The following is a 23,367-nucleotide window of genomic DNA, read 5'->3' as shown; positions in this document are numbered from 1 at the left end:
GCCGAAATGGCCGCCAACGCCTCGCCGCCCGAGGCGGCCGCCTCGTCGGTCAGCCCGCTTTCCAACCCCGTGCACTCCGACCACGAGTCGGTTCCGGTACGTCGCCTCGGCGTCGGATCCACGGTGAACGACGACAAGGCGTTCAAGAGCGTCGCGTTAAAGCGTGATCGTGGAAGCACTTTCGCTCTTTCCACGCCTCGGCAATCCGGATCGTCCGCCCCACCCACCCTCGGCATAATTTGGTCCCAGCAGCGCGTCGATACGCCGGCACGCGCGCCGGCGTCCAGCCCCGCCGGGCACAATATTTTGATTCAGTTCTGCGTCGCCCGTTGCTGATCGGGCGCGTCACCTCGCCGGCGCGCAATACCCGCCCGCGGCGGATCAGACACTAGCCGCGATCAGCTCCGGTGCCCCCGGCATCTGCTGATCGGCGCGTCTGGGCCGTTCAGCAGATGCGTTGTGGCCATCACACACACCCCGGTGCTGCCGGGAAACAGGTGTGCCAAATTCGCGCAATGGCGAGGTCAATCCAACGAACCCGGGTAATGCGGGCTCACCAGGTCGCGTCGCGTGATGCGTTGGGGACTTGGGCTTTTCATCACCACATCGATTGCGTGACCGGATGTCGTGTGCGACCGCCGCGGCGTCAGGACGGTCCGCCCAGAGAACTGACAAGGGACAGAGATAGGCATGGATTTTGGCGCGTTACCACCGGAGATCAACTCTGGTCGGATGTATTTGGGGCCCGGTCCCGCAAGTTTGCTGGCCGCCGCGGCGGGATGGGAGACGCTGGCGGCCGAGCTGACTGATGCCGCCGGCAGCTACCAAGCCGTGATCGCCGTCCTCACCGACGAGTCCTGGTCGGGACCGGCGTCGATGTCGATGGTGGCCGCGGTCATGCCCTACATCGCGTGGATGACGGCGACCGCCGAGCAATGCCAGCAGGCCGCCGCCCAGGCCACGGCCGCCGCGGCGGCCTTCGAAACCGCATACGCGATGACGGTCCCCCCTCCGCTGGTCGCGGCCAATCGCATTCGGCTGCTGGCGCTGATCCAAACGAACATCTTTGGACAGAACACGCCGGCGATCATGGCGACCGAAGCCGAGTACAGCGAAATGTGGGCGCAAGACGCGACCGCGATGTACGGCTACGCCGCCAGTTCGGCGTCGGCCTCGGCACTTTCGCCCGTGGCGTCGCCGCCGCCCCAAACGGCGACTTCGACCGCCGTCGCCGGCCACATCGGCGCCGTCACCCACGCGGCGCTGCAATCCGGCAGCACCGCCCACGCGACGGCGACACAGTGGGCCTCCTCGGTGCCGCAAACCCTGCAAGGCCTTTCGACACCCGGCTCGTCCTCGAGCACGGGGCTGTCGCAGGCGGCGATGGGCACGGGCGCTTCGCTGGGATCGTCGGGGGCCACCGCCCCGCTCAGCGCGCTGTCGGGTCTGACCAACGCCTCCGGCAAGGGCGCGACGAAGAGCGCGAGCACGGGCGCGGGCGCCGCGACGGGACTGGCCTCCACACTCGCCGCCGCGCCGGCGCTCGACGGCGGTACGGGCGCGCTGGCGGGAGAGGCGGCGGGTTTCGGCGCCGACGGCGCTGGCCTGATCGCCGACACCGGGGGAATCGGCATAGACCTCTACGGGCTCGATTTGGATTACCAGGGGCTCGGTTTGGACTACCAGGGGTTGGCGCTGGACTACGCGGGCGCCGGTTCCATTTTGGGGGCCGAGGGCGCCGGCGGCGTGGAGGGCATCAGCGGTATGGACGCCGCCGCGGGTCTGGGCAATCTCCCGCCGGTCGCGGGATTGGGTCACGGAGTTGCGGCGGGCGTGGGCCAAGCCAGCTCGCTGAGCACGTTGTCCGTGCCCCCGAGTTGGGCCGCCACCGTTTCCTCGGTCACGCCGCTGCAGGCCCTCCACTCCAGCGCCATGCCGGGCGGATGGGCCGCGGCGCCGTCCCCCGGCCCGACCGTGTCCAAGCTGCCCCTGGGCGGCATGGTCGGTCGCGAGTCCGAGGGTGCGGTTCAGCGCGTCGGTTTGCGTGTCTCGCTCATCCCGCATTCGCCGGTGGCCGGATGATGCAGCGCCCCCGTCCGCAGCCCGTCACGGGAGGCGCAAGCTCGTCGAATCCGACGGAAATCGCAATGGACACACCCACACCACACCGGTCTGCGCACCGGCCGCCGAACCGAAAACCTTTGGCGCTCCTGACAAACGCGGCGATGTGCGCCGCGGTCATCGTGGCGCTCGGGGCGTCGACGCCGATCCACGCCGGCGCCGACCCGGATCCGGGTGACGACGGCCCCAATCCCTTTGGCGGCCTCAGCTGCAGCTGCGCACAGACCAGCCCTGCCGGCGCCCCCGCCCAGCGACAGCAGCTCATCGGGGGCTTACAGCAGGGACTCGCTGTCGGGCAGCGGGAACCGAACCTTGCCTCGTCGCCGGCAACACCACCGGCTTGACCCGCCGCCTTCTAGGAACTGGCCCGCCCCGATCTGCACATTGACGTAGAGGAGCACGTGATGCCCGACCGGGTGTTATCCGCCGAACTCATGCGGCAACACCGCGAAATAGGCGCTGCAATCGAATGTTTCGTCGGAAAGCTCGACGGCGGCGACCGGCAACCCGAGCTGCTGAGGGCGACGATGGACGCGCTGCGCCGGCACATCTACCTGGAGGAGACCTTCCTGTTCCCGCCGATCCGCAAGGCGGGGATCATGATGCCCGTCTTCGTGATGATGCGTGAACACGGCGAGCTATGGCGGACGATGGAAGCCCTGACACGACTGCTCGCCGACCGGACAGGCGGTCCACTGCTCGACGCCACCTGCAACCAGCTGCTGGACCAACTGCACGGGCACAACTTCAAAGAGGAGCCGGTGGTGTATCTGCACGCCGACTACGATTTGCCGGCGCCGACGAGCGCGCAGCTCACCCGGTTCGTCGTCACGGGCCGCATACCCGATGGATGGGTTTGCCAGCAGGCGGGCACGAAACGCGGTCCGCTAACCGGCTAACCGGGGTCATGCGCCCCCGCACTCGGGCGTGATGCAGCTCATAGTGAATTTCTACAATCGCCATTGTGTAATTACCCGGACACGTTTCCCTCCTTCCTTCAGCCCGAGGAGCGCACCGGCACATGGCAATCCGATCAGCACCGTCACGAACGTCGACACCGGCACCCGCCACGTCATTGATCGGCAAGGGCTGGGCTCAAGGCGTGGCCCTGGTGATGATCTTCGGGTTCCTGGTGATGGGCATCTTGGTGTATCGGACCTACACCGCCTCAATGCCGTTGCCGGCCAACGTCGTTAGTGAGTCGGGTGAGACGCTGTTCACCGGCGCCCAGATCACCCGCGGCCAGGAGCTCTATCAGGCGCGCGGCCTAATGCAGTACGGCTCGGTGCTGGGGCATGGCGCTTACCTCGGACCCGATTACACCGCGGAATACCTGCGCATGTCGACCAACGATGTGGCCGAGCAATGGCGGGCGCAGGGGGCGGCCGACGCGAAGGAACGGGTGGTGGCCGAGTTTCGCACCAACCGTTACAACGCCGACACCAAGACGTTGGTGTTCACCGACAAGCAGGCGGCCGCGTTCGACCACATCCAGCAGCATTACGCCGATTACTTCGGCGAGAACTCCACCAAGTACGGCCTCTTGCCGCGGATGATCACCAGCAAGGCCGACATCCATGACCTCACTGCGTTTTTCGCCTGGACGGCCTGGGCGTCCGCGGCCGAGCGGCCGGGTCACAGCTACAGCTACACCAACAACTGGCCGGCCGAGCCGCGCGTCGACAACGGTCCCACCGCATCGATCGTGGTGTGGTCGGTGTTGTCGCTGGTCACGTTGCTGGGCGGGACCGGCATCATGTTCGCCGTGTACGGGCGGTGGAGCCAGAAGATCGGGTGGCACAGCGCGGAGGCATCCACGTTGTCGTTCCGCCAGCCCGGCGAGGTGGGACTGACCGCCTCGCAGCGCGCCGCGATCTGGATCTTCGCGATCGTCTCGGTGCTGTTCTTGGCGCAGACCCTGATGGGTGGCGCCGTCGAGCACTACCGCGCCGACCTGTCGGCGTTCTACGGGCTGGATCTGGCCAAGCTGTTGCCCTTCAACCTCGCCCGCACCTGGCACGTGCAGTTGTCGCTGTTTTGGACGGCGGCCGCGTTTCTGGCGGGGGGAATCTTCCTGGTGCCCTTCATCAGCCGTCGGGAACCGCGACGGCAGAGTTGGCTGGTGTACGGGCTGCTGGGCGCGCTCGTCTTGGTGGTGGGCGGCTCATTGATCTGCGAGGCCCTCTCGATCTACGGGGTGATTCCCGCGGGTGGCTTGTTCTCCCAGCAGTGGGAATTCCTCGACCTGCCGCGGCTGTGGCAGATCCTGCTGACGGTCGGCCTGTTCCTGTGGATCGCGATCATCTGGCGCGGCATCCGCGGCAAGCTCAAGGGCGAGTCGAAGATGAACCTGCCGTGGATGTTCTTCTTCACCGGTCTGGCGATCCCGGCCTTCTACGCCGTGGGCCTGTTGGCGGGCCACGACACCCACTACTCGGTGGCCGACTTCTGGCGGTTCTGGGTGGTCCACCTGTGGGTGGAGGACTTCCTCGAGCTGTTCACCACCGTGATGGTGGCCTACATCTTCGTCCTGCTCGGGGTGGTGCGCGAGCGGATCGCGCTCGGAGTGATCTTCCTCGACATCATCCTGTACTCCGCCGGCGGTGTGATCGGGACGATGCACCACCTGTATTTCTCCGGCACGCCCGTGGAACACATGGCGCTGGGCGCGTTCTTCTCCGCCGCCGAAGTGATCCCGCTGACCTTCCTGACCGTCGAGGCCTGGGCGTTCCTCCAGCTGGGATCTCGCCAACAAAGCCACGAAACACCGTTCCCGCATCGCTGGGCGGTCATGTTCCTGGTGGCGGTCGGATTCTGGAACTTCTTGGGCGCGGGCATCTTCGGGTTCCTGATCAACCTGCCCATCGTGTCCTACTACCAGATCGGCACCGCGCTGACCGCCAACCACGCCCATGGAGCGATGATGGGTGTGTACGGCATGCTCGCCGTCGGGCTGGCCATGTTCGCCTTCCGTTACGCGATCCCGGCCGACAAGTGGCCGGAGAAGTGGGCGCGGCTGTCCTTCTGGTGCATGAACATCGGGCTGGCGTGGATGGTGTTCGCCACCTTGCTGCCGCTGGGGGTGTTGCAGCTGTACCACTCCGTGAGCACGGGGTATTTCGAGGCGCGGTCGCTGGGCTACCTCACCCGTCCCGGCAACTCGCTGATCGAATGGCTGCGGCTGCCCGGCGATTTCGTCTTCATCCTCGGCGGTGTCTTGCCGTTCGTCTGGATCGCGTGGACCGCGATACGCAACGTCCGACGCGCGCCGACCAGGGACGAGCTGCACGAACATCCGCTCTACACCGAACTCGACCCGACTCCGGCTGCATCGCAGAAGGGTTGACGATGACATCCCCCACCGCCGCGGCATGGCTGGTTGCCGGGTACGCACTGGCACTGGTGGCCACCGCCTGGGGTGTCGACGCGATGGCACGGCGCGTGTCGCAGCGCGCCGCGCAGTGGCGTAGCGGCCAATTCCGTTACCACGCCGACCATGACGCGTGGGTGTGCCCGGAGGACCACTGGCTGTGGCCGAGTTCCTTCGATCCGAAGCACCGAGTGATGCGTTACCGGGCCAAGCCCAGCGTGTGCAACAGCTGCCCGATCAAATCGACCTGTACGACTTCGGAGCACGGGCGCGAGATCAGCCGCGAGATCGACCCCTGGCCGCATTCCGAAGCCGGACGCTTTCACCGCGGCATCGCTTGCTGCGTAGCAGCTTTGGGGGTGGTGATGCCGCTGGTGATGCTTGCCAGGCTGCACTCCCCCGCCGACCTGCTGGTACTGATCGGCGTCATAGCCATCGCCCTGGCGGCGGGGACGCCGCTGGCGGGCCATTTGTGGCGTACCCCGTCCAACGCTCCCGGGCACGTGGCGCACCGCTCCGCGCTGGAAGACCAGGCGGCTCTCGCGGTCGACCGCTATTCGACCCGCTGGGGCGCGGGCCGACCGGAGAAGGACGCGGCGACGTGAGCGCGCTGCTGTGGGTGGCCGGGGTGACAATCGCGGTGCTGGTGGTCGTGCTGACATTTCTTTCGCTTGCGGTGGTGCGCGAGTACGAGCGTGGCGTGGTGTTCCGGATGGGCCATGCCCGCCCGTTGTACGGGCCTGGCCTGCGGTGGTTGATTCCGTTGGTGGACAAGATGATTCGGGTCGATCAGCGGGTGGTGACATTGACCATCCCGCCGCAGGAGGTGATCACCCGCGACAACGTGCCCGCCCGGGTCAATGCGGTGGTGATGTTTCAGGTGGTCGACCCGCTCAAAGCGATTCTCGCCGTGGAGAACTACGCGGTGGCCACCTCACAGATCGCGCAAACCACCCTGCGCTCGCTGCTGGGCCGCGCGGACCTCGACACCCTGCTGGCCCAACGCGAGGACCTCAACAACGATCTTCGGACCATCATCGAGGCGCAGACCCGGCCCTGGGGGATCGAGGTCCGCGTCGTGGAAATCAAGGACGTCGAGATCCCCGAATCCATGCAGCGGGCGATGGCCCGGGAGGCCGAAGCCGAGCGTGAACGCCGTGCCAAGGTCATCAACGCCCGCGGCGAACTACAGGCGTCCGACGAGCTGAGCCAGGCCGCCGAGACCCTGTCGAAGAATCCGGCCTCGCTTCAACTCCGGTACCTGCAAACACTTTTGGAGTTGGGCGCCGATCAGAATTCGACCGTGGTTTTCCCACTGCCCGTCGACATACTCACGCCTTTCCTGCAGCGCTCGGTGACACCCCCGCCGTGATCCTCGCTGGGCATCGTCCGGCCGCGAGGCGATGTCACACCTCGACGCGGATCGCCCGTTCCGGGCAGCTCGCTGCGCCCTCGAGGGCCTTCTCCAGCAGGCTGGGGTCGACGTGGGGCTTCACGACGACACAGTAGCCCTCGGCATCGGGTTGGTAGATCTCTGGCGCGTGCGAGTAGCAGACGCCCCATCCCATACACCGGTTCCGGTTGACGACGACCCTTACCAACTCGCTTTCATCCACCTCGGCCGCGGCGAAGCGGGCGCGTACGTCATCCTGCGTGGCGGGCGTGAGTTCCCGTTTGGTCACGAGGTTGACCGCGCGATCCACCAGCTGGGCGTTGGTGGTGGTCCGCGATATCGTCGGGCAATCCCCGATGCCCACCCGGATGCCGAGCCCGCGGTTGAGCGCATGTTCCCAAAGCTCTTGGCGCCGTTCGGCGGAGCTCATCGCATACGGAACGACAACGATCTCGTGGTCGATCCACTTCGGGATGCGCGAGACCAGGTAATCGAGGACATCGGGGTCGGGATCGTTATAGGAGACCCAGCGATCGGAAAAGAACAACTTGATGTTCAGCGGTTGCCGCAAGATCCCGATGCGGGCCGCCAGTATCACCCAGCGCAAGTCGACGTCGTTGAACACACCGATGCTGGGCACCAGGCCCAGCTTGGTGAACCGGTCGAGTTCGGGCGGGTAAGACGGCTGCGAACCGTTCGAATCGTCGAAACCGACCGTCTTGAACTGGTTTTCGTCCTCCTGCCACAGCACACGCTTGACGTGTTGGGCGGGGTCGAACGGCGCGAGCAGCAGTCCCGTACCGGCGGGTGGGTGCTCGGCCAGCGCCCAGATGTGGTCGAGGCTACCGGCGTAGCCCGGGTAGGCCAACGGGTCGACGTCGCGGGCCGCGGCAGCCAGGATGGTGCGGGAGACCTCGTCGTCGGCCCACGCCTGCCGGCCGTCGTCGTAGCGGGCATGGAATTGGACGGCGGTGGCTCCGCGCTGCATGCACTCGACCACGTCGCGCGCCGTCTCTTCGGCGCCGTAGGGCACATTCGGGTTTTCATCCTTGCTGGCGTCTTCGTTGACCCCGACTTCGAGGTACACCTTGCCGTCGTCGCGAAAACTCATTGCGCCGCTGCCCTTTCTTCGCAGATGCCCATCGCCGGCCGGTGGCTGATCGCGGCCCGCGCGGCACATGCCCGCCCTATGTTTTTACAAATGAAATTGTGAAAAGTCTAGACGTCGTCGGGCGCGTTGACCAGAACGGACCGCATGGGACGGCTGGCGCGGCGTAATGGCTTGCCTCACTGCGGCTGACCGCCTAGGGCGGTCCGGCCGAAACCCGCGGTAGACCGCTGCGAATTCCGACTCCGCAGCCACAATCGGCTTACCGCTCGCGATCCGGGGCACAATACAAGGCACCTACCTCTCGTTTCTGCACACCGTTGGAGCCGGCGCATGATCACACTGGACCGCCTGGTGAACGTCCTGGGTGGGTATGGCGTCCGGTTGCGTTGGTCGTCGGTGCCCCGCTCGACCGAGCTGCGCAGCGTGGTCGTCCACGAGCCGCCCTCCGAACGGCCGGTCGTCCGCGACGTTTTGCTGGCCATCGGCGCCGGCTCCCACGACGAGGCGGTGCGCTGGGCGGCGTCGGCCCGCGCGATCGTGGTGGTGCTGCGCGACCGTGACGCACCGGTGACCTTTGACAGCGACGCCGGTGTCGGCGCGGTGATGGTCATCGACGAGGCGGTGTCATGGAGCGCGGTCGCGGCGGTGGTCTACGGCCTGGTGCTGGAAGGTCGCGAGACGGAATCCGGGCGCGGCCCAACCGATCTGTTCGCGCTGGCCGATAGTTTGGCAGACGCGATCGGTAGCGCCGTCGTCATCCACGACCGTCTGTTGCGGGTGTTGGCGTACTCGAGGCTGCAGCAACATGCAGACCCGGCACGGGTCGAGACGATCCTTGGACGGCAGACGCCGGAACCACTACGCGCGCTGTTCGAGGCGCGTGGGGTGCTGGCTCACCTGGCGGTCTCCGACGAGCCGCTGTTTATCGCCGAGGCCCCTGACCAGGGTCTGACCGGACGCATGGTGGTTGCGGTGCGATCCGGCGCGGAACTGATCGGGTCGGTGTGGGTGGCATGCCCGGCGCCGCTGGACGACGCGGCGCGCGGGGCCCTGGCCGATGGCGCGCACACCGTGGCCCTGCACCTGCTGCGGTCACGCGCGAGCGCCGACCTGGAGCGCCAGGTCGAGTCCGAACTGGTGATCCGGTTGCTGGAGGGCGCGGCCGACGCGTCCACGGTGGCGAGCAGGCTGGGCCTGGCGCACAACGGTTTGCGCGTGATCGCGGTGCAGGCGTTCGTCGGGGCCGACCGCGATGCGGCGTTGCTGTTGGCGTTCGAGCGCGCCACCACGGGGTTCGGCTGGTCACGGCCGGGGCGCAGCGCGTTGGCGGGCAATATCGTCTACACCGTGCTCCCCGGCGAGGACGCGGCGACGGCGCGGCGCTGGGTGACGACTTTGCACGCGGCCCTGCCCGAGCGGGTGACGGTGATCGCCGGGATCAGCGGTGTGGCCGAGCTGGCGGACCTCGCCGCCGCCCGCCAGGAGGCCGACGAATGCCTGGCATTGCACGAGATGTCGCCGACCGGCGCGCCGCCGGCCTACGACGAGTCGTGGGACGACATCCTGCTGCAGCGGCTGCGAGCCGCGGCACGCTCAGGGCGCGCCCCGACCCGCGGACCGGTGGCCGAACTGCGCCGCCACGACCAGGCCAACGGCACGGACTACGTGCTCACGCTGCGAGCGTGGCTACAGGCCCAGGGCGACCCGACCGAGGCCGGCGAACGCCTGGGAGTGCACGAGAACACCGTCCGTTACCGGCTGCGCAAAATGGCCGAGCTCACCAACCTGTCGTTGGACGACGCCAGAAAGCGGCTGGCGATGATGATCGAGCTCGCCGCAACCGACACCGACTGACCGACGGGGCTGTCGGGATCCGACAAAGCGCCGCGGCCCGGTTGTCTTGGCTCGGCAAACCCTCTGGCGATCATGCCCGCCATCATGAGGTTGTCACCCGTGGCCGGTTTCAGTGGCGGCGTGTTTCCGGCTGCCGTGTGCGATCGAAGCCCGCGCCGACCCGTCGATAGGAAACATCCGATGAGCACCCACCGTCCCGATCATCTTCGGCCCGCAGGCGACCCGGACGATGGCGCCGCCATGGAGAGCTTCACCGTGCCGTTGCCGCGGGGACTGTCCTCGCGGCTGTTCGGGCACAACCCGCTGATACGCGCCAGCGACCGGCTCGAGGCGCTGATGTTGGTGTTGGTCATAGCAATCTCGCTGCTGGCGATACCTATCGGGGCCGCCGTCGGAACCGCCGTCCACGAGTCCAGTAGCCGCGTTCACGCCGAACAGGCGCAGGGTCGCCGGCAGCTGACCGCGACGTCCATCGGGGACAGCCACCCGCGCAGGGATCTCGAAAGCCCAACGGTGACGGTGCCCGCACGATGGTCGGTCGACGGGATCGAGCACACCGGCGACGTCGCCGCACCCCTGAACGTGAAAACCGGTGACGCGATTGAGATTTGGGTCGACGCCAAGGGCGCCCCGGTGCGCCCAGCGGTGCGGACCGCTGTCGACGCGGGTGTGGCGTTCGCCGTGGCGACCTGGTCCACCATGAGTTTGTTGGCGGCAGGCTTATTCGCCGTCGTCCGCGTCGCGCTCGACCGGTCGCGCTATGCCCGATGGCAACGGGACTTCGACAGCCTGGTCGGGCATCGGTGAGGTGACGGCAAACGCGTTGTCGGTTCGGAACAACGGTTCACGCCCGCGTTGTCGAATTCCGGCAAACCTAGCGGCAGCCACCCACACCACCATGGACCTCACCAGTCAGAAGACCAGCTGCGGAGGTGCGCGATGGGTGGCGTCGAACCGATTGACGGCGGACCCCGATCGGTGATCGTCGTGGGCGCCGGCATCGTCGGATTGTCCACGGCATGGTTCCTCCAGGAACGTGGCGTCGACGTCACGGTGATCGATCGCACCGGCGTTGCCGCGGGTGCGTCGTGGGGCAATGCGGGATGGATCGCCCCGGCGCTGACCCTGCCGCTGCAGCCGTCGGGTGGGCTGCGCGACGAGCTGCACGCCCTTCGCGATCCGGTAGCGCCGGCACAGACGCCGTCGACCGTGGGCGCGCAGCTGGGGGCGTTTTTCATGCAGTTGTCACCGTCTTATCGGCGTTCTTCGCCGCTTCGGGCCCTGCGGGCCGGCGTGGCGCTCAACGAAGACTGCATCGAAGCCTTCGATGTGCTGATCGCCAACGGCGTCGACACACCGGTCACCGACGCGCCGATCACCGCGCTGTTTGGCAGCACCAAAGAAGCGCAGCGCATGCTGCAAATGCTGCAGCAGCTCGAAAACGCCGGACAGCCAATGTATGTCACCGCGCTCTCCGGCGCGGCGTTGCGCGAGCAAGTGCCCTTGGCCTCGCCGGCGGTCACCGCGGGGCTGAACATCAACGGCCAGCGATTCGTCGATCCCCGACGGTTCGTCGAAGCCCTGGGCCGCTCGGTGCTGGCCCGCGGGGCGGCGATGCACAGGCTGGAAATCGAGGACGTTCACGGCTCCCCGGGCGGTGCCGTGGTGCGGCCGCGCCGCGGTGACCCGCTGACCGCCGATGCCGCGGTCATCGCCACCGGTGATCGGTTGTCGCGGTTGGCCGGTCGCTGGCTGCGCGTCCCGGTCCAGGCCCAGAGTGGCTATTCGTTCACCGTGCCCGTGGCACGCCCGATACTGGCGCCCATCTACCTGCCGGACATCCGGGTGGCGTGCACGCCCTACAAAGGCGCGCTGCGTGTTTCGGGTGCGCTGGAATTCCGTCGCCGCCACCAGCCGCACCCACGCGAGCGGGTGGAGGCCATCGCCACCGCCGCCAGTTCCCTGCTGGACGGGGTGGATTGGGCCGCGCGCAGCAATGTTTGGGTCGGTGCGTGCACGGTCACCCCCGATGGCCGGCCACTGATCGGTGAGCTGGCGCGTGGCGTCTACGTCGCCGGCGGGCACGGCATCTGGGGTTTGGCGCATGGCCCGGTGACCGGGCGGCTGTTGGCCGAACAAATCACCACCGGCAAGCAGCCCCAGGCCCTCGCGGAGTTCGACCCGCGGAACAGAACCCTCCGCAACGCCACCCGATAACCCCCACGTCAAACCTTCGGCGAGGGCTCGCCCGCGCCGGCGGGACCAACCCCACATTCTCGCGCACTCGAACGCTGTCAGAAGAAAGGGAAAGATATGACCAGCACTCAACCCGCATGGATTTCGCCGCAGGCCTATGAGCGGCTCCAACGGGAACTGGCGACGCTGCGGGAGTTGTGTGACACCAACGCCGTCGGCAGTGCCAATGACGACAACTCGATCGCTGTCCAACGCGCGTGGCAGGTCCGCATTCGACGGATTCATGAGTTGTTGGTCGACGCGGTCGTCGGTGAGGATCCACCCGACGACGGGATCGCCGAGCCCGGCATGGTTTTGACCATCCGCTACGACGACACCGGCGAGGTCGAAACCTTTCTGTTCAGCGTGCGCGGCGCCGAATACGGTGGCATGGAGGTCTATTCGATCCGATCACCGCTGGGCGCCGCCATCGCCGGTGCGCGTCCAGGCGAGCAGCGAAGCTATACCCTGCCCAGCGGTGTCGCACTCAGCGTCACCCTCCTGAAGGCCGTCCCCTACGGCGTTCACCTCGCGGGCCTCAGCTGACGGCGATCCCATGATTTTCGATGTGATCGACCCGCTGGCGACGATGTTTCTTCTGGTCGCGGGGATCTTTCTTCTGATGGCCGTCGCGTACGGGCGGATGTGATGGGCGAGGCGAGGATCACGTCACGAGGCGACGAGCAGCGGCACGCCCGCGACATTCACCCCGAGATTCCCCGCGGCGCCTCGCGTGGCATGACGACCGCGCTCACCCTTCCTCGGGTTCCTGCTTGGGCAGGCTGGCCACCAGCGGTGTGTCGACGCCGAGCGGGCCGATCTTGGCGGCCCCGCCCGGCGACCCGAGAGGCCCGTCACGGCCCTCCAGCGTGTCGGAAAAGAACGCCGCGTTGTCCGCCTGATACGGCTGCAACTCCTCGGGCAGGTCATCCTCGTAGTAGATCGCCTCGACGGGGCAAACGGGTTCGCACGCCCCGCAATCCACGCACTCGTCGGGATGAATGTACAGCGCGCGGCCACCCTCGTAGATGCAGTCGACCGGGCACTCCTCGACGCAGGCCCGATCCATCACGTCCACGCATGGCTTCCCTATCACATATGCCATGCTGTAGAGTTTACACAAGTGCGGTTGTATAAACCAGATGGAGTGGGCGCCGATGACCGACAACGCGAAACCCCTGGCCGACAACGAACTCGGCGCCGCGCGGCTGCCCAAGGCCGGCACGCGATCGACGGTCCTGGCCGCCGATGCCGGCTTGCCGACAGGCCGATTGCCCGAAAACGCCCGAGTGGCCAAGCGGTCCGGCATGCGCGAACAACACCTGGACTGGAACATTGTCATGCTGCCGCCCGACGGCGAAATCGACGCCCCCGGAACCGAAGTCGACGCCATGATCCACGTGCGGTCCGGTAGCGGCCGGCTCACCACCGCAAAGAACACGATCCAACTGGCGCCCGGCGCCGTGTTATGGCTCCCAGGTCGGGCGCGTCCGCAGTTCATCGCCGGCCCGGACGGACTTCGCTACCTGACGGTGAACCACAAGTGGAAAATCCTGCCGCCGTAGTTGAAGGACGCGATGGCAACAATCCTTGATTCAAGGAAGTTGTCGGCTCGCTGGCTATTTCCTGCGCGGCAGGGACCGATTGGATGCATAGCCTACTGACGGGACGGAGGCGTTTGATGACTTACAACGGGAATATTCGAGTGTGGCGCGGCGACGAGCACGGGGGCGAATTCCACGAGTTCTCCGTCGAAGTCAACGAGGGCGAGGTCGTACTTGACATCATCCACCGGCTGCAGGCCACGCAAGTTCCCGACTTCGCAGTGCGCTGGAACTGCAAAGCGGGCAAATGTGGGTCGTGCTCCGCGGAGATCAACGGCTACCCGCGGTTGATGTGCATGACCCGCATGTCGAGCTTCACCGAGAACGAAGCCGTCACCGTCACCCCGATGCGAGCCTTCCCGGTAATTCGCGATCTCGTCACCGATGTCTCGTTCAACTATGAAAAGGCCAGAGAGATACCGTCTTTTGCACCGCCGAAGGATCTTGGTCCCGGTGAGTACCGGATGGCCCAGGTCGACATCCAGCGCTCGCAGGAGTTCCGCAAGTGCATCGAATGCTTCCTGTGCCAGAACGTCTGCCACGTGATCCGTGACCACGAGGACAACAAGCGAGCGTATGCGGGACCACGCATGTTCATTCGCCTCGCCGAACTGGAGATGCATCCCCTCGATACCGCCGATCGACGAGACCTCGCCCACGATCAGCAGGGACTGGGACTGTGCAACATCACCAAATGCTGCACCGAGGTCTGCCCGGAGAACATCAAGATCACCGACAACGCCATCATTCCCATGAAGGAACGCGTCGCCGGCCGCAGATACGACCCGGCGGCCTGGCTGGGGCGCAAATTCTTTCGCCGGTAGTACGCCCCTCGGCGTTCAGCGCGGGACCAGGCTGTCGAGTTCCGGCGAGTCCGCGCCCGTCAGCCGTCGGTGCATCGCCCAGGCGATGCGGGCGCCCTGGATCTTGGCGCGCTCCGCGATGGGCCCCCGGAACATCTCATCGACGGTGTCGTTCCAGACGGTCAGCCAGCGGACAAAGTGACGGTCGCCCAACGGGATTCGTTCGTGGACGTGCCGGTGGGCGTGCAATGCGCTGCCGCGGTACAGTCCGGCGCGGAACAGCACCGTTTCCCAGAAGTTGGCCATCACCGGGATGTGCGACTCCAGGCCCTTGCTCCGCAACTCCGAGAAGGGTTCGGCGAGGGTGTCGTCGAACATCACCCGGCCATAAAACCGGCGCAACAGCGCCTCGATGTCCGCGCGGGCGACCAGATCTGCGTCCGCCTGGCCAACGGGAACACACAACTCAGTCATGCGCGATCACCGTGGCCAGACACAATTCGGGTTCGACGAACGGCTCCAATTCGACCTCCATCCCCGGCGCCGAACCAACCGGCTTCGTCGGGCCCGCCAGGCCCTGCAGCAGGCCCCGGTGCAACGCGCAGGCCACCTCGGGATGATCACGAGCCAGATCACGGACCGGGCAGCTGTGCAGGCGAATGGTCCGCTGGTCGCCACGGGACGATCGTCGAGCGGGAACCGGTTCGGGACCGAATCCCATCCGTTCGAACATCGTCGTGATCATCGCCGACCGCTGCTCGACGGCCTCCTTCGGTGCGGTGTCGGCGCGAACATGTTGTCCCGCAGCGTCTTCGTCCGGGCCGTCGTCGGTGATCCGTTCCGCCCAGCGCCGGCCGGCGGCTTCGGCGCGGCGGCGCCTCTTGTCGGCGGTGTCACCGAGCTCCAAGGCCAATATTTCGGCAAGGATTCGATAGTCCAGTCGCTCGCGCACCGCGCGGTAGCCGGTGCGGGGCCGGCCCACACCGGTCCTCGTGATCCGGGTCCGCTCGACCAGTCCCTCGGCGCACAACGCGTCGAGATGAAAACGCACCGTCGTCGTGTGCAGCCCAAGCCGCGCGGCGAGTTCGGCCGCATCGACCGGTTCGCCATGCTCGCGCACCAGTTCAAGAACTCGTTGGCGCTGCCGGTTCTGTGCCGCGCGGTGCGGCCGTCCGGCCTCGTCTCCGTGCTGCTCGCCCACCCCGTCCGTCCTCTCGTCCGGTTGCCTTCCAGCTATTTCGATGATATTATTCATTAATAATAGCACCACACGCCCCACATGTCTTCGGTAGCGAACGACATTGGGACACCAGAGAAACCGGAGGTGCGCCGTGTTGGACACCATGGTGGAAGCCCAGGTCATCGAGAACGCGGTCCGGTTGGCATGCCGCGCCCCGTCCCTGTACAACACCCAACCGTGGCGGTGGGTGGCCGATGGCCCCCGGCTGGACCTGTTTCTCGATGTGACCCGTGTCGTACACGCGGATCGATCGATGCGCGAGGCCCACATCGGCTGCGGCGGTGCGCTCGAACACCTTCGGGTGGCGATGGCCGCCGCGGGCTGGAGCGCCGAGGTCGACCGGTTTCCCGATCCGGACAATCCCGCGCACCTGGCCCGGGTGACCTTCGTCCCCACGGACGCAGTGACGGACGAGCAGCGGCGACGCGCCGACGCGATCCTGCGACGCCGAACCGATCGGCTGCCGTTCCTCGCGCCCGTCGACTGGGAATCGTTGGAGGCCGCGCTTCGCGGCCGGCTCGGCACCGGCGCGGTGCGATTGGATGTACTGCCGGAGGAGATGCGCCCGCGGTTGGCCGAAGCCGCCGCGTTCACCGAGTCGCTGCGCCTGTATGACTCCTCGTACCATATCGAACTCGACTGGTGGACAGCGCCGTTCGAAGCATCGGAAGGGATCCCCTACAGCTCGTTGATTTCGGCCGCCGAGTCGGAGCGGGTAGGCGTCAATCGCCACTTTCCCTTCACCCGCAATCTGGACAGGCGCGGCGGGGTGACGCGGGATTTCTCGAAGATCCTGATGTTGTCCACCGAAGATGACAGTCACGCCAACGCGCTGGCGTGCGGCGAGGTGCTGTCGAGCGTCCTTTTGGAATGCACGATGGCCGGTTTGGCCACCTGCCCCGTATCGCAACTGACCGAACTATCGGTCAGCCGTGAACTACTCGCGGCACTGACGGGCCACACCGACCTCCCCCAGGTGTTGATCCGAGTGGGTGTCGCACCGGCACTCGACGCGGCACCACCACCCACGCCGCGGCGCGCGCTCGCCGACGTCTTGCGGCTGACGAGTTGAGTCTCGCCCCCGCGACCACTGTCCTTTGATCCGCTTCTTTGACTACGGTGGTGAAGGGGTCGCCCACAACCGGTGAGGTGAATGCGATGGCATTGAACAGCTTTGGAACCCTGGACCGGCTTACGGTCGACGAGCAGACATACCTCATCCACCGCCTTGATCGAATCGACGGTTCGGCCCGGCTGCCGTACAGCCTGAAGGTTCTGCTGGAAGATCTGCTGCGCAACGAAGACGGCCATCTGGTGACCGCCGAGCAAGTCCAGGCACTGGCAGATTGGGATCCGGCCGCCGAACGTGGGCGGGAGATCGCCTACACCCCCGCCCGTGTCTTGATGCAGGACTTCACGGGCGTGCCATGTGTGGTCGACCTGGTCGCGATGCGCGACGCCATCACCGATCTGGGCGGCGACACCAAGAGGATCAACCCGCTGTGCCCGACCGAGTTGGTGATCGACCACTCGGTGATCGCCGATGTCTTCGGACGCGCGGACGCGTTCAAGATCAACGCGGAGCTGGAGTTTCAGCGGAACGCTGAGCGCTACCAACTGCTGCGCTGGGCGCAGCAGTCATTCGACGACTTTTCGGTAGTGCCTCCAGACACCGGCATCTGCCACCAGGTCAACCTGGAATACCTGGCCCGAGTGGTGTTCACCCGCGACAGCGCGGACGGCCCGCTGGCCTACCCCGACACCCTGGTCGGCACCGACTCGCATACCCCGATGGTCAACGGCCTGGGGGTGCTGGGCTGGGGCGTGGGCGGCATCGAGGCCGAGGCGGCGATGCTGGGCCAGCCGATGAGCATGCTGCTCCCGCCGGTCGTCGGCCTCAAACTCAGCGGCGAACTACCGGCCGGCACCACGGCCACCGACCTGGTGTTGACCGTGGCCGAGCTGCTGCGTCGTACCGGCGTGGTCGGCAAATTCGTCGAATTCTTCGGTCCCGGGGTGGCCAACGTGCCGCTGGCCAACCGGGCCACCATCGGCAATATGAGCCCGGAGTACGGGGCCACCTGCGCGATCTTCCCCGTCGACGCCGTCACGTGCGACTACTTGCGGCTGACCGGCCGCTCCGAACACCAGATCAAGCTGGTCGAGGCTTACACCAAAGAGCAGGGCATGTGGCACGACCCCGACCGCGAGCCGACGTACTCGCAAGTCCTCGAGTTGGACCTGGGCAGCATCGAGCCGTCGATCGCCGGGCCGAAACGGCCGCAAGATCGCATCCCGCTGCGGTTGGCGCCGCAGACCGTGTGCGCGCTGCTCGGCGGGGCGAAGACAACCGAGGAGGCCTTGTCCGAACTCGATGAGGCTTCAGCAGACTCGTTCCCGGCCAGCGACCCGATCGCGTTCGGCAACACCAGCAGCCCTGCGGGCAGACCGCGTACGCCGGACACCGACTGCGTCGAGGGTGAGTGGCTATCGACCGCCGTGGCCGTCGAATTGTCCGATGGCACCCGCACCGAAGTCGACAACGGTCACGTGGTGATCGCGGCGATCACGTCGTGCACGAACACCTCCAACCCGTCGGTGATGGTAGGCGCCGCACTACTGGCCAAGAAGGCGGTGGAGAAGGGGCTGTCGCGCAAGCCCTGGGTGAAGACGTCGCTGGCGCCGGGTTCGCGGGTGGTCACCGACTACTACGAAAAGTCGGGACTGACACCGTATTTGGACAAGCTCGGCTTCAACCTGGTGGGCTATGGCTGCACCACGTGCATCGGCAACTCTGGCCCGCTGATCCCCGAGGTGAGCACAGCGGTGACCGACAATGACCTGACGGTATGTTCGGTGCTATCGGGCAACCGCAACTTCGAGGGCCGCATTCACCCCGAGACCAAGATGAATTTTTTGGCCTCCCCACCGCTGGTGGTCGCCTACGCGCTGGCCGGTACCTTGCACACCAACCTGCTGAGCGACCCGATCGGCACCGGCAGTGACGGCGAGTCGGTGTACCTGCGCGATATCTGGCCGTCGGCGGACGAGGTCGCCACCGTCGTCGGCGACAACCTGCAGGCCGAGATGTTCGCGGCCAGCTACGCCGACGTGTTCACCGGCGACGAGAACTGGCGTTCCCTTCCGGTTCCGGACAGCGACACCTTCCAATGGAATGCCGGCTCCACCTACGTGCGACAGCCGCCCTACTTCGACGGCATGACCCCCGAACCCCAGCCGGTCGCTGACATCACCGCCGCTCGGGTGCTGGCCAAGCTGGGCGACTCGGTCACCACCGACCACATCAGCCCGGCCGGCTCGATCAGGTTCGATTCGCCGGCCGGAAAGTATCTGTCCGAGAACGGCATTGAGCGCAAAGACTTCAACTCCTACGGATCCCGGCGCGGCAACCACGAGGTGATGATCCGCGGGACGTTCGCCAACATCCGGCTGCGCAACGAACTTGCCCCGGACACTGAAGGCGGTTTCACCCGCGACTTCACCCAGTCCGACGGGCCGGTTACCACCATTTACGACGCGTCGGTGAACTACATCGCAGCCGGCACGCCGCTGGTGATCCTGGCGGGTAAGGAATATGGCTCGGGCTCGTCGCGAGACTGGGCGGCCAAGGGTACCCTGCTGCTGGGCGTGCACGCCGTATTGGCGGTTTCCTATGAGCGCATCCACCGCTCCAACCTGATCGGGATGGGAGTGTTGCCGCTGCAGTTCCCGGACGGACAGGATGCCGAGTCGTTGGGACTGACCGGTGAGGAAACCTTCGACATCACCGGTGTGAGTGCATTCAACGACGAGCTGCCCGACACCGTGCACGTCAAGGCCGGCGACATCGAGTTCGACGCCAAGGTAAGGATCGACACCCCCGGTGAAGCCGACTACTACCGGCACGGCGGCATCATGCAGTACGTGCTGCGGAAACTGCTGGGCAAAAAGTAGTCCAAACTGCCCGCCGGACAACACAACTCGATAAGGAGATGCTCATGGCAGACGGAATGTACCCACAGGCCACCCAGGAGGTCTACAACCGTCGCAAAGAACTCGCCCCGCATACCCACGAGGCCTTCGAGGCGTTTTCCCGCGCGGTGTTCGCCGAGGGCGCCCTGCCGGAGAAGACCAAACAGCTCATTGCCGTCGCGGTGGCACACACCACCGAGTGCCCGTACTGCATTCAGGGCCACACCAAGCTCGCGCACCGCAAAGGCGCCAGCGACGAGGAGATCATGGAGGCCGTCTGGGTGGCCGCCGAAATGCGCGCCGGCGGCGCCTACGCCCACTCCACCCTGGCCCTCACGGCACTCGCCAAATAGTCGCATGCCTCCGATCGCCCGCGACCGCGCCGCAGTCATCGCCAAGGTCGAGACGGTTCCACTGCGCATCCCGCTCAAGGTGGACAGCACACCCGGAGCGTCCCTGTGGGGAGACACGCTGACTGCCGCAGACTCGCTGCTCGTCAAGGTGACGACCCGCGACGGGGTCGAGGGTTGGGGGGAAGCCTTCGGCTTTCGCGCCGTCGATTCGGCCAAACTTGCTGTCGAGCAACTGATCTCACCGCTCTGCATCGGCCAGGACGCTGCGCGGATCGCGCCCCTGATGCTGGCGGCGCAAAAGAAGCTGCACGTTTTCGGGCGCGGCGGCGCGTTGACCTATGGGCTCTCGGCGGTCGACATCGCCCTGTGGGACATCGCCGGTAAGCTCGCCAACGCTTCCGTCTGCCGGCTTCTCGGTGGCGGAGCCGCCACCATGCCGTGTTATGCGAGCCTGGCCTGCTATTCGGACCCATCGCTGGTGCGCGCCGTGGTCCGGCAAGCAATCGACGCCGGCTTCCGCGTGCTCAAGCTGCACGAGGCGGGCATGCCGGCAATCCGCGCGGCCCGTGAAGAAGCCGGCCCCGACGTCGAGCTGATCGTGGACGCCGGATGCCCCTGGACCTTGGCCGAGGCCGGTGCCGCCGCTGGCGAACTCAGGCAGATTCGGCTCAAATTTCTCGAGGAGCCGCTGTGGCCGCCGGAAAACTTCGACGGACTGGCCGAACTGCGAAGAAGAACCGGCATTCCGATCTCGTCCGGCGAGAACGCTTCGACCTTACTGGAATTCGAGCGGATGCTCAGCGCGGGGGCGGTGGACTTTGTGCAGCCGAGCCCGGCCAAGATGGGCGGCATCAGCGAGTTGTGCAAGGTGTTTCCCATCGCGGCCGTCCACAACATTCCCGTGATGACGCACTCCTTCTACGACGGCCCCGGGTTGCTCGCGGCGCTTCATGCGACCGCTGCGCTGGGCAACGTCGACTCCATGATCGAGTGGCGCTGGTTCGAGCTGGAAGCGTCCGTCTACGGCGATGCCCTGAGCCCGAAAGGGGGCCGGATTGCGGTCCCGCAGGGTCCGGGCCTGGGAATGGACCCCGACCCGGACGTCATCAGCGCTTACCGTCGGCAGACGACACCATGACGGCGCTCTGGCCAACACACGACGGAACGGTCTAGAGTTTACACAATTGGACTTGTGTAAATGGCAGGCAACAGAAAGAGGTCGAAGATATGAGCATCGCAGAACGGGCCGCACGGACCACCTGGGAAGGCCCGCTGGCATCCGGCGAAGGCACGCTGTCGCAGGGCAGCAGTGGAGCCCTTGATGGGTTGCCGCTGACCTGGGCCTCGCGCACCGAGCAGCCCGGCGGCAAGACCAGCCCGGAAGAATTGGCCGCGGCGGCGCACTCGTCGTGCTTCTCGATGGCGTTGGCCTTGAAGCTGGGTGAGAACAACACGCCGCCACAGCGGCTCGACGTCACGGCCACCGTGACCTTGGACGCGGTCGATGGCGTGCCGACCATCACCACATCGCAGTTGAAAGTCATCGCAAGCGTTGCGGGGCTGGACGCCGAATCCTTTGCCGCCGTGGTCGATCAGGCCGCCGCCCTGTGCCCGGTATCGCGATTGTTCGCCGGCGCCACGATCAGCGTCGACGCCAAGCTCGACGAGACGTAACCCGCCCGTCCCGCGGGCTGACGCACAGGAGGCACGAATGACCAGCCTGACATTATCCGCCGAGCTGACGCGAGAACACCGCGAAATCGATGATGCGATAGAGGCTTTCATCGAAAAGCTCGACTGTGGCAGCGTGCAGCGCGAACTAATGACCGACACGCTGGAGGCGCTGCGCCGGCACATCTACCTCGAGGAGGTCTTCCTGTTCCCGCCGCTGCGCGAGGCCGGGATCGTGATGCCGATCTTCGTGATGATGCGTGAGCACGGCCAGCTGTGGCACACCATGGGCGAGTTGGCCGAGCTGCTCGCTGACGGGAGCGACAGTCAGCGGCTGAGGGATACGTGCACGCAGCTGTTGGACCAGCTTCACCAGCACAACTCCAAAGAAGAGCCGGTCATTTATCCGAACGCCGACACCGACCTGCCGCCGCACACGAGCGCGGAACTGACCCGGTTCATCGAGACCGGACGCACTCCCGAAGGATGGGTGTGCCAGCAGGCCAGTGCGTGAGGCTTTCATCCCGCTGAAGTACCGAAGAAGATTCTCAATGCGCGTGGTAGTGGACCGTGATCGCTGTGAGGGCAATGCCTTCTGTGTGAACATCGCACCCGATGTGTTCGAGCTCGACGACGACGAGTACGCCGTGGTCAAAACCGACCCCATCCCCGCTGAGCAGGAAGCACTCGCCGAGCAGGCCATCGCCGCGTGCCCTCGCGCGGCGCTATCGCGCGAAGACTAGAAGCCACGAGGTCTGGCCTGACTCGTCGAGCCTGCAGCCTTACGAATTACCCTGACAACCAACGGGATTCAGGCTGCTTCTCAAACATGTCGCCACTCACCCCTTGATCAGCCGTAACCGCCACGCCTCCGGCCCGCGCTGCTCGTAGTAGACCTCAAGCCGCCCCGACGCGCGGTCGTTGAGCTGGTGCAGCAATGGGATCGGGTCGTGGGGCGCCACCAGCACCAGGGCGCCGCCGGGCGGAACGGCATCGAACGCACCGAACACGGTGGCGTGCCGGATCGAGTGCGGCACCTCGCGGACGTCGAGCACGGGATCGTCGACATCGGTCTCGCCGCAACCGCAGTTGTGTGAGTGCTCGTCGCCGTTGGCGGAGGGGGCATAGCCGAGGAGTTCGTTAATGCCCTCGGCCACCTCCATCAGGGAGATATCCGGGTCGGCGGCGACGATCGGCAGGATCCGCTCGTTCTCGTCAACCAAATGTGCGTCGAACAGCACCCGCAGGGCGTGGGCGGAACCGGCCGCGCGCACCGGCGGTTCCGTACGGATGCCGTCGACGAGGGAGCCGATGATGCGGTGCGCCGCGATCATCGATTCGATCAGGGGCCGCGCACGTTGGGTGTGGGTGGCGGCCGAGTACAGCCGCTCCTCTTTGGCGGCGGCAATGGGCAGCAGCTGATCGGCCAGGAATGCCAGGGTCGAGGATCGCGCCGACTCGAAGTCCGCACCGCGCTCGAGCGCCGACACCATCGCATCGGTCAGCACCGCGAGCTGCCCCGCGAGCTGCGCGTTGTGGTTGGTGATGGCTTCGACCGCCGCGGCGTCGGCAGCTGTGGACGCCACGATCACATCGTTGGCTGGCATGTTTTGGTTCCTTTCCGTTGAGCCCGGTCGCTC

The 23,367-nt window shown here is 66.2% G+C and carries 24 protein-coding genes; 19 read left to right on the top strand and 5 right to left on the bottom strand.

From position 1 onward, the window contains the following. Nucleotides 1-6 precede the first annotated feature (6 nt). From P6281_RS09715 to P6281_RS09690, 6 genes are all read left to right on the top strand, one after another. A complete protein-coding gene (locus P6281_RS09715) occupies nucleotides 7-336 on the top strand; it encodes a hypothetical protein (protein ID WP_014384368.1) in 330 nt (109 codons plus the stop codon). A gap of 354 nt (nucleotides 337-690) precedes the next feature. Then, nucleotides 691-2,082 (top strand): PPE family protein, encoded by a 1,392-nt coding sequence (locus P6281_RS09710; RefSeq protein WP_201408173.1) that lies wholly within the window; start codon nucleotides 691-693, stop codon nucleotides 2,080-2,082. Between the two features lie 443 nt (nucleotides 2,083-2,525). Next, a complete protein-coding gene (locus P6281_RS09705; protein WP_014941676.1) occupies nucleotides 2,526-3,020 on the top strand; it encodes a hemerythrin domain-containing protein in 495 nt (164 codons plus the stop codon). A 122-nt stretch (nucleotides 3,021-3,142) separates the two neighbouring features. Further along, the gene (locus P6281_RS09700; RefSeq protein WP_014941675.1) at nucleotides 3,143-5,467 is read left to right on the top strand and encodes a nitric-oxide reductase large subunit; all 2,325 of its coding nucleotides are present in this window, start codon (nucleotides 3,143-3,145) and stop codon (nucleotides 5,465-5,467) included. Nucleotides 5,468-5,469: 2 nt separating this feature from the next. Beyond that, nucleotides 5,470-6,096, top strand: coding sequence for a hypothetical protein (locus P6281_RS09695; RefSeq protein WP_014941674.1), 627 nt, complete (start codon nucleotides 5,470-5,472; stop codon nucleotides 6,094-6,096). Continuing rightward, entirely contained in the window at nucleotides 6,093-6,863 is a 771-nt protein-coding gene (locus P6281_RS09690; protein ID WP_009976204.1) for a slipin family protein, read from the top strand. Before P6281_RS09695 ends, P6281_RS09690 begins: the two co-directional genes overlap by 4 nt. 34 nt (nucleotides 6,864-6,897) lie before the next feature. On the opposite strand, the gene P6281_RS09685 is transcribed toward P6281_RS09690, so the two are convergent. Continuing rightward, nucleotides 6,898-7,995 carry a 3-keto-5-aminohexanoate cleavage protein gene (locus P6281_RS09685; protein ID WP_009976203.1) on the bottom strand — a complete coding sequence of 366 codons (1,098 nt, stop codon included), beginning with the start codon at nucleotides 7,993-7,995 and terminating at the stop codon, nucleotides 6,898-6,900. A 330-nt stretch (nucleotides 7,996-8,325) separates the two neighbouring features. On the opposite strand from P6281_RS09685, the gene P6281_RS09680 reads away from it, so the two are divergent. The 4 genes from P6281_RS09680 to P6281_RS09665 all read left to right on the top strand — a co-directional run bounded on the left by P6281_RS09680 (nucleotide 8,326) and on the right by P6281_RS09665 (nucleotide 12,630). Then, nucleotides 8,326-9,849: a PucR family transcriptional regulator gene (locus tag P6281_RS09680; protein ID WP_324738830.1), complete on the top strand. Its 1,524-nt coding sequence runs from the start codon at nucleotides 8,326-8,328 to the stop codon at nucleotides 9,847-9,849. 180 nt (nucleotides 9,850-10,029) lie between these two features. Continuing rightward, entirely contained in the window at nucleotides 10,030-10,656 is a 627-nt protein-coding gene (locus P6281_RS09675; protein ID WP_036458622.1) for an Rv1733c family protein, read from the top strand. Nucleotides 10,657-10,788: 132 nt separating this feature from the next. Then, entirely contained in the window at nucleotides 10,789-12,066 is a 1,278-nt protein-coding gene (locus P6281_RS09670) for an NAD(P)/FAD-dependent oxidoreductase (RefSeq protein WP_014941671.1), read from the top strand. Between the two features lie 96 nt (nucleotides 12,067-12,162). Next, complete coding sequence (locus P6281_RS09665; protein ID WP_014384357.1) at nucleotides 12,163-12,630, top strand: GreA/GreB family elongation factor; 468 nt, start codon at nucleotides 12,163-12,165, stop codon at nucleotides 12,628-12,630. A 205-nt stretch (nucleotides 12,631-12,835) separates the two neighbouring features. Here the strand turns inward: P6281_RS09665 and fdxA are convergent, their stop codons facing one another. After that, the gene (gene fdxA / locus P6281_RS09660; RefSeq protein WP_043954708.1) at nucleotides 12,836-13,189 is read right to left on the bottom strand and encodes a ferredoxin; all 354 of its coding nucleotides are present in this window, start codon (nucleotides 13,187-13,189) and stop codon (nucleotides 12,836-12,838) included. Nucleotides 13,190-13,241: 52 nt separating this feature from the next. Between fdxA and P6281_RS09655 the strand changes: the two genes are divergently transcribed. Together P6281_RS09655 and P6281_RS09650 are read left to right on the top strand one after the other, a co-directional pair. After that, nucleotides 13,242-13,649, top strand: coding sequence for a hypothetical protein (locus tag P6281_RS09655; protein WP_324738829.1), 408 nt, complete (start codon nucleotides 13,242-13,244; stop codon nucleotides 13,647-13,649). Nucleotides 13,650-13,765: 116 nt separating this feature from the next. After that, complete coding sequence (locus P6281_RS09650; RefSeq protein ID WP_041784902.1) at nucleotides 13,766-14,512, top strand: succinate dehydrogenase/fumarate reductase iron-sulfur subunit; 747 nt, start codon at nucleotides 13,766-13,768, stop codon at nucleotides 14,510-14,512. 15 nt (nucleotides 14,513-14,527) lie between these two features. Here the strand turns inward: P6281_RS09650 and P6281_RS09645 are convergent, their stop codons facing one another. Further along, on the bottom strand, nucleotides 14,528-14,965 hold the full coding sequence (locus tag P6281_RS09645; RefSeq protein ID WP_014384353.1) for a group III truncated hemoglobin: 438 nt from the start codon (nucleotides 14,963-14,965) through the stop codon (nucleotides 14,528-14,530). Further along, nucleotides 14,958-15,692 carry a helix-turn-helix transcriptional regulator gene (locus P6281_RS09640; protein ID WP_014384352.1) on the bottom strand — a complete coding sequence of 245 codons (735 nt, stop codon included), beginning with the start codon at nucleotides 15,690-15,692 and terminating at the stop codon, nucleotides 14,958-14,960. Before P6281_RS09640 ends, P6281_RS09645 begins: the two co-directional genes overlap by 8 nt. A gap of 130 nt (nucleotides 15,693-15,822) precedes the next feature. Between P6281_RS09640 and P6281_RS09635 the strand changes: the two genes are divergently transcribed. From P6281_RS09635 to P6281_RS09605, 7 genes are all read left to right on the top strand, one after another. After that, entirely contained in the window at nucleotides 15,823-16,803 is a 981-nt protein-coding gene (locus P6281_RS09635; protein ID WP_014384351.1) for an Acg family FMN-binding oxidoreductase, read from the top strand. 86 nt (nucleotides 16,804-16,889) lie between these two features. Then, complete coding sequence (locus P6281_RS09630; RefSeq protein WP_041785536.1) at nucleotides 16,890-19,685, top strand: aconitate hydratase; 2,796 nt, start codon at nucleotides 16,890-16,892, stop codon at nucleotides 19,683-19,685. A gap of 44 nt (nucleotides 19,686-19,729) precedes the next feature. Further along, the gene (locus P6281_RS09625) at nucleotides 19,730-20,056 is read left to right on the top strand and encodes a carboxymuconolactone decarboxylase family protein (RefSeq protein WP_041785533.1); all 327 of its coding nucleotides are present in this window, start codon (nucleotides 19,730-19,732) and stop codon (nucleotides 20,054-20,056) included. A gap of 4 nt (nucleotides 20,057-20,060) precedes the next feature. Further along, nucleotides 20,061-21,194, top strand: a complete 1,134-nt coding sequence (locus P6281_RS09620; RefSeq protein WP_014384348.1) for a mandelate racemase/muconate lactonizing enzyme family protein — start codon at nucleotides 20,061-20,063, stop codon at nucleotides 21,192-21,194. 89 nt (nucleotides 21,195-21,283) lie between these two features. Beyond that, nucleotides 21,284-21,730 (top strand): OsmC family peroxiredoxin, encoded by a 447-nt coding sequence (locus P6281_RS09615; RefSeq protein WP_014384347.1) that lies wholly within the window; start codon nucleotides 21,284-21,286, stop codon nucleotides 21,728-21,730. A gap of 37 nt (nucleotides 21,731-21,767) precedes the next feature. Beyond that, nucleotides 21,768-22,241 carry a hemerythrin domain-containing protein gene (locus P6281_RS09610; protein WP_014384346.1) on the top strand — a complete coding sequence of 158 codons (474 nt, stop codon included), beginning with the start codon at nucleotides 21,768-21,770 and terminating at the stop codon, nucleotides 22,239-22,241. Between the two features lie 37 nt (nucleotides 22,242-22,278). After that, nucleotides 22,279-22,470 carry a ferredoxin gene (locus P6281_RS09605; RefSeq protein ID WP_041784900.1) on the top strand — a complete coding sequence of 64 codons (192 nt, stop codon included), beginning with the start codon at nucleotides 22,279-22,281 and terminating at the stop codon, nucleotides 22,468-22,470. Between the two features lie 96 nt (nucleotides 22,471-22,566). Here the strand turns inward: P6281_RS09605 and P6281_RS09600 are convergent, their stop codons facing one another. Next, on the bottom strand, nucleotides 22,567-23,334 hold the full coding sequence (locus tag P6281_RS09600) for a DUF2249 domain-containing protein (RefSeq protein ID WP_014384344.1): 768 nt from the start codon (nucleotides 23,332-23,334) through the stop codon (nucleotides 22,567-22,569). Between the last annotated feature and the right edge of the window lie 33 nt (nucleotides 23,335-23,367).

The sequence above is a fragment of the Mycobacterium sp. 5-140-3-2 genome (genome assembly GCF_035666375.1).
GTDB classification, from domain to species: domain Bacteria; phylum Actinomycetota; class Actinomycetes; order Mycobacteriales; family Mycobacteriaceae; genus Mycobacterium; species Mycobacterium intracellulare.
Note: the sequence above shows the minus strand (reverse complement) of the source record. Positions and strands in the feature narration are given on the sequence as shown.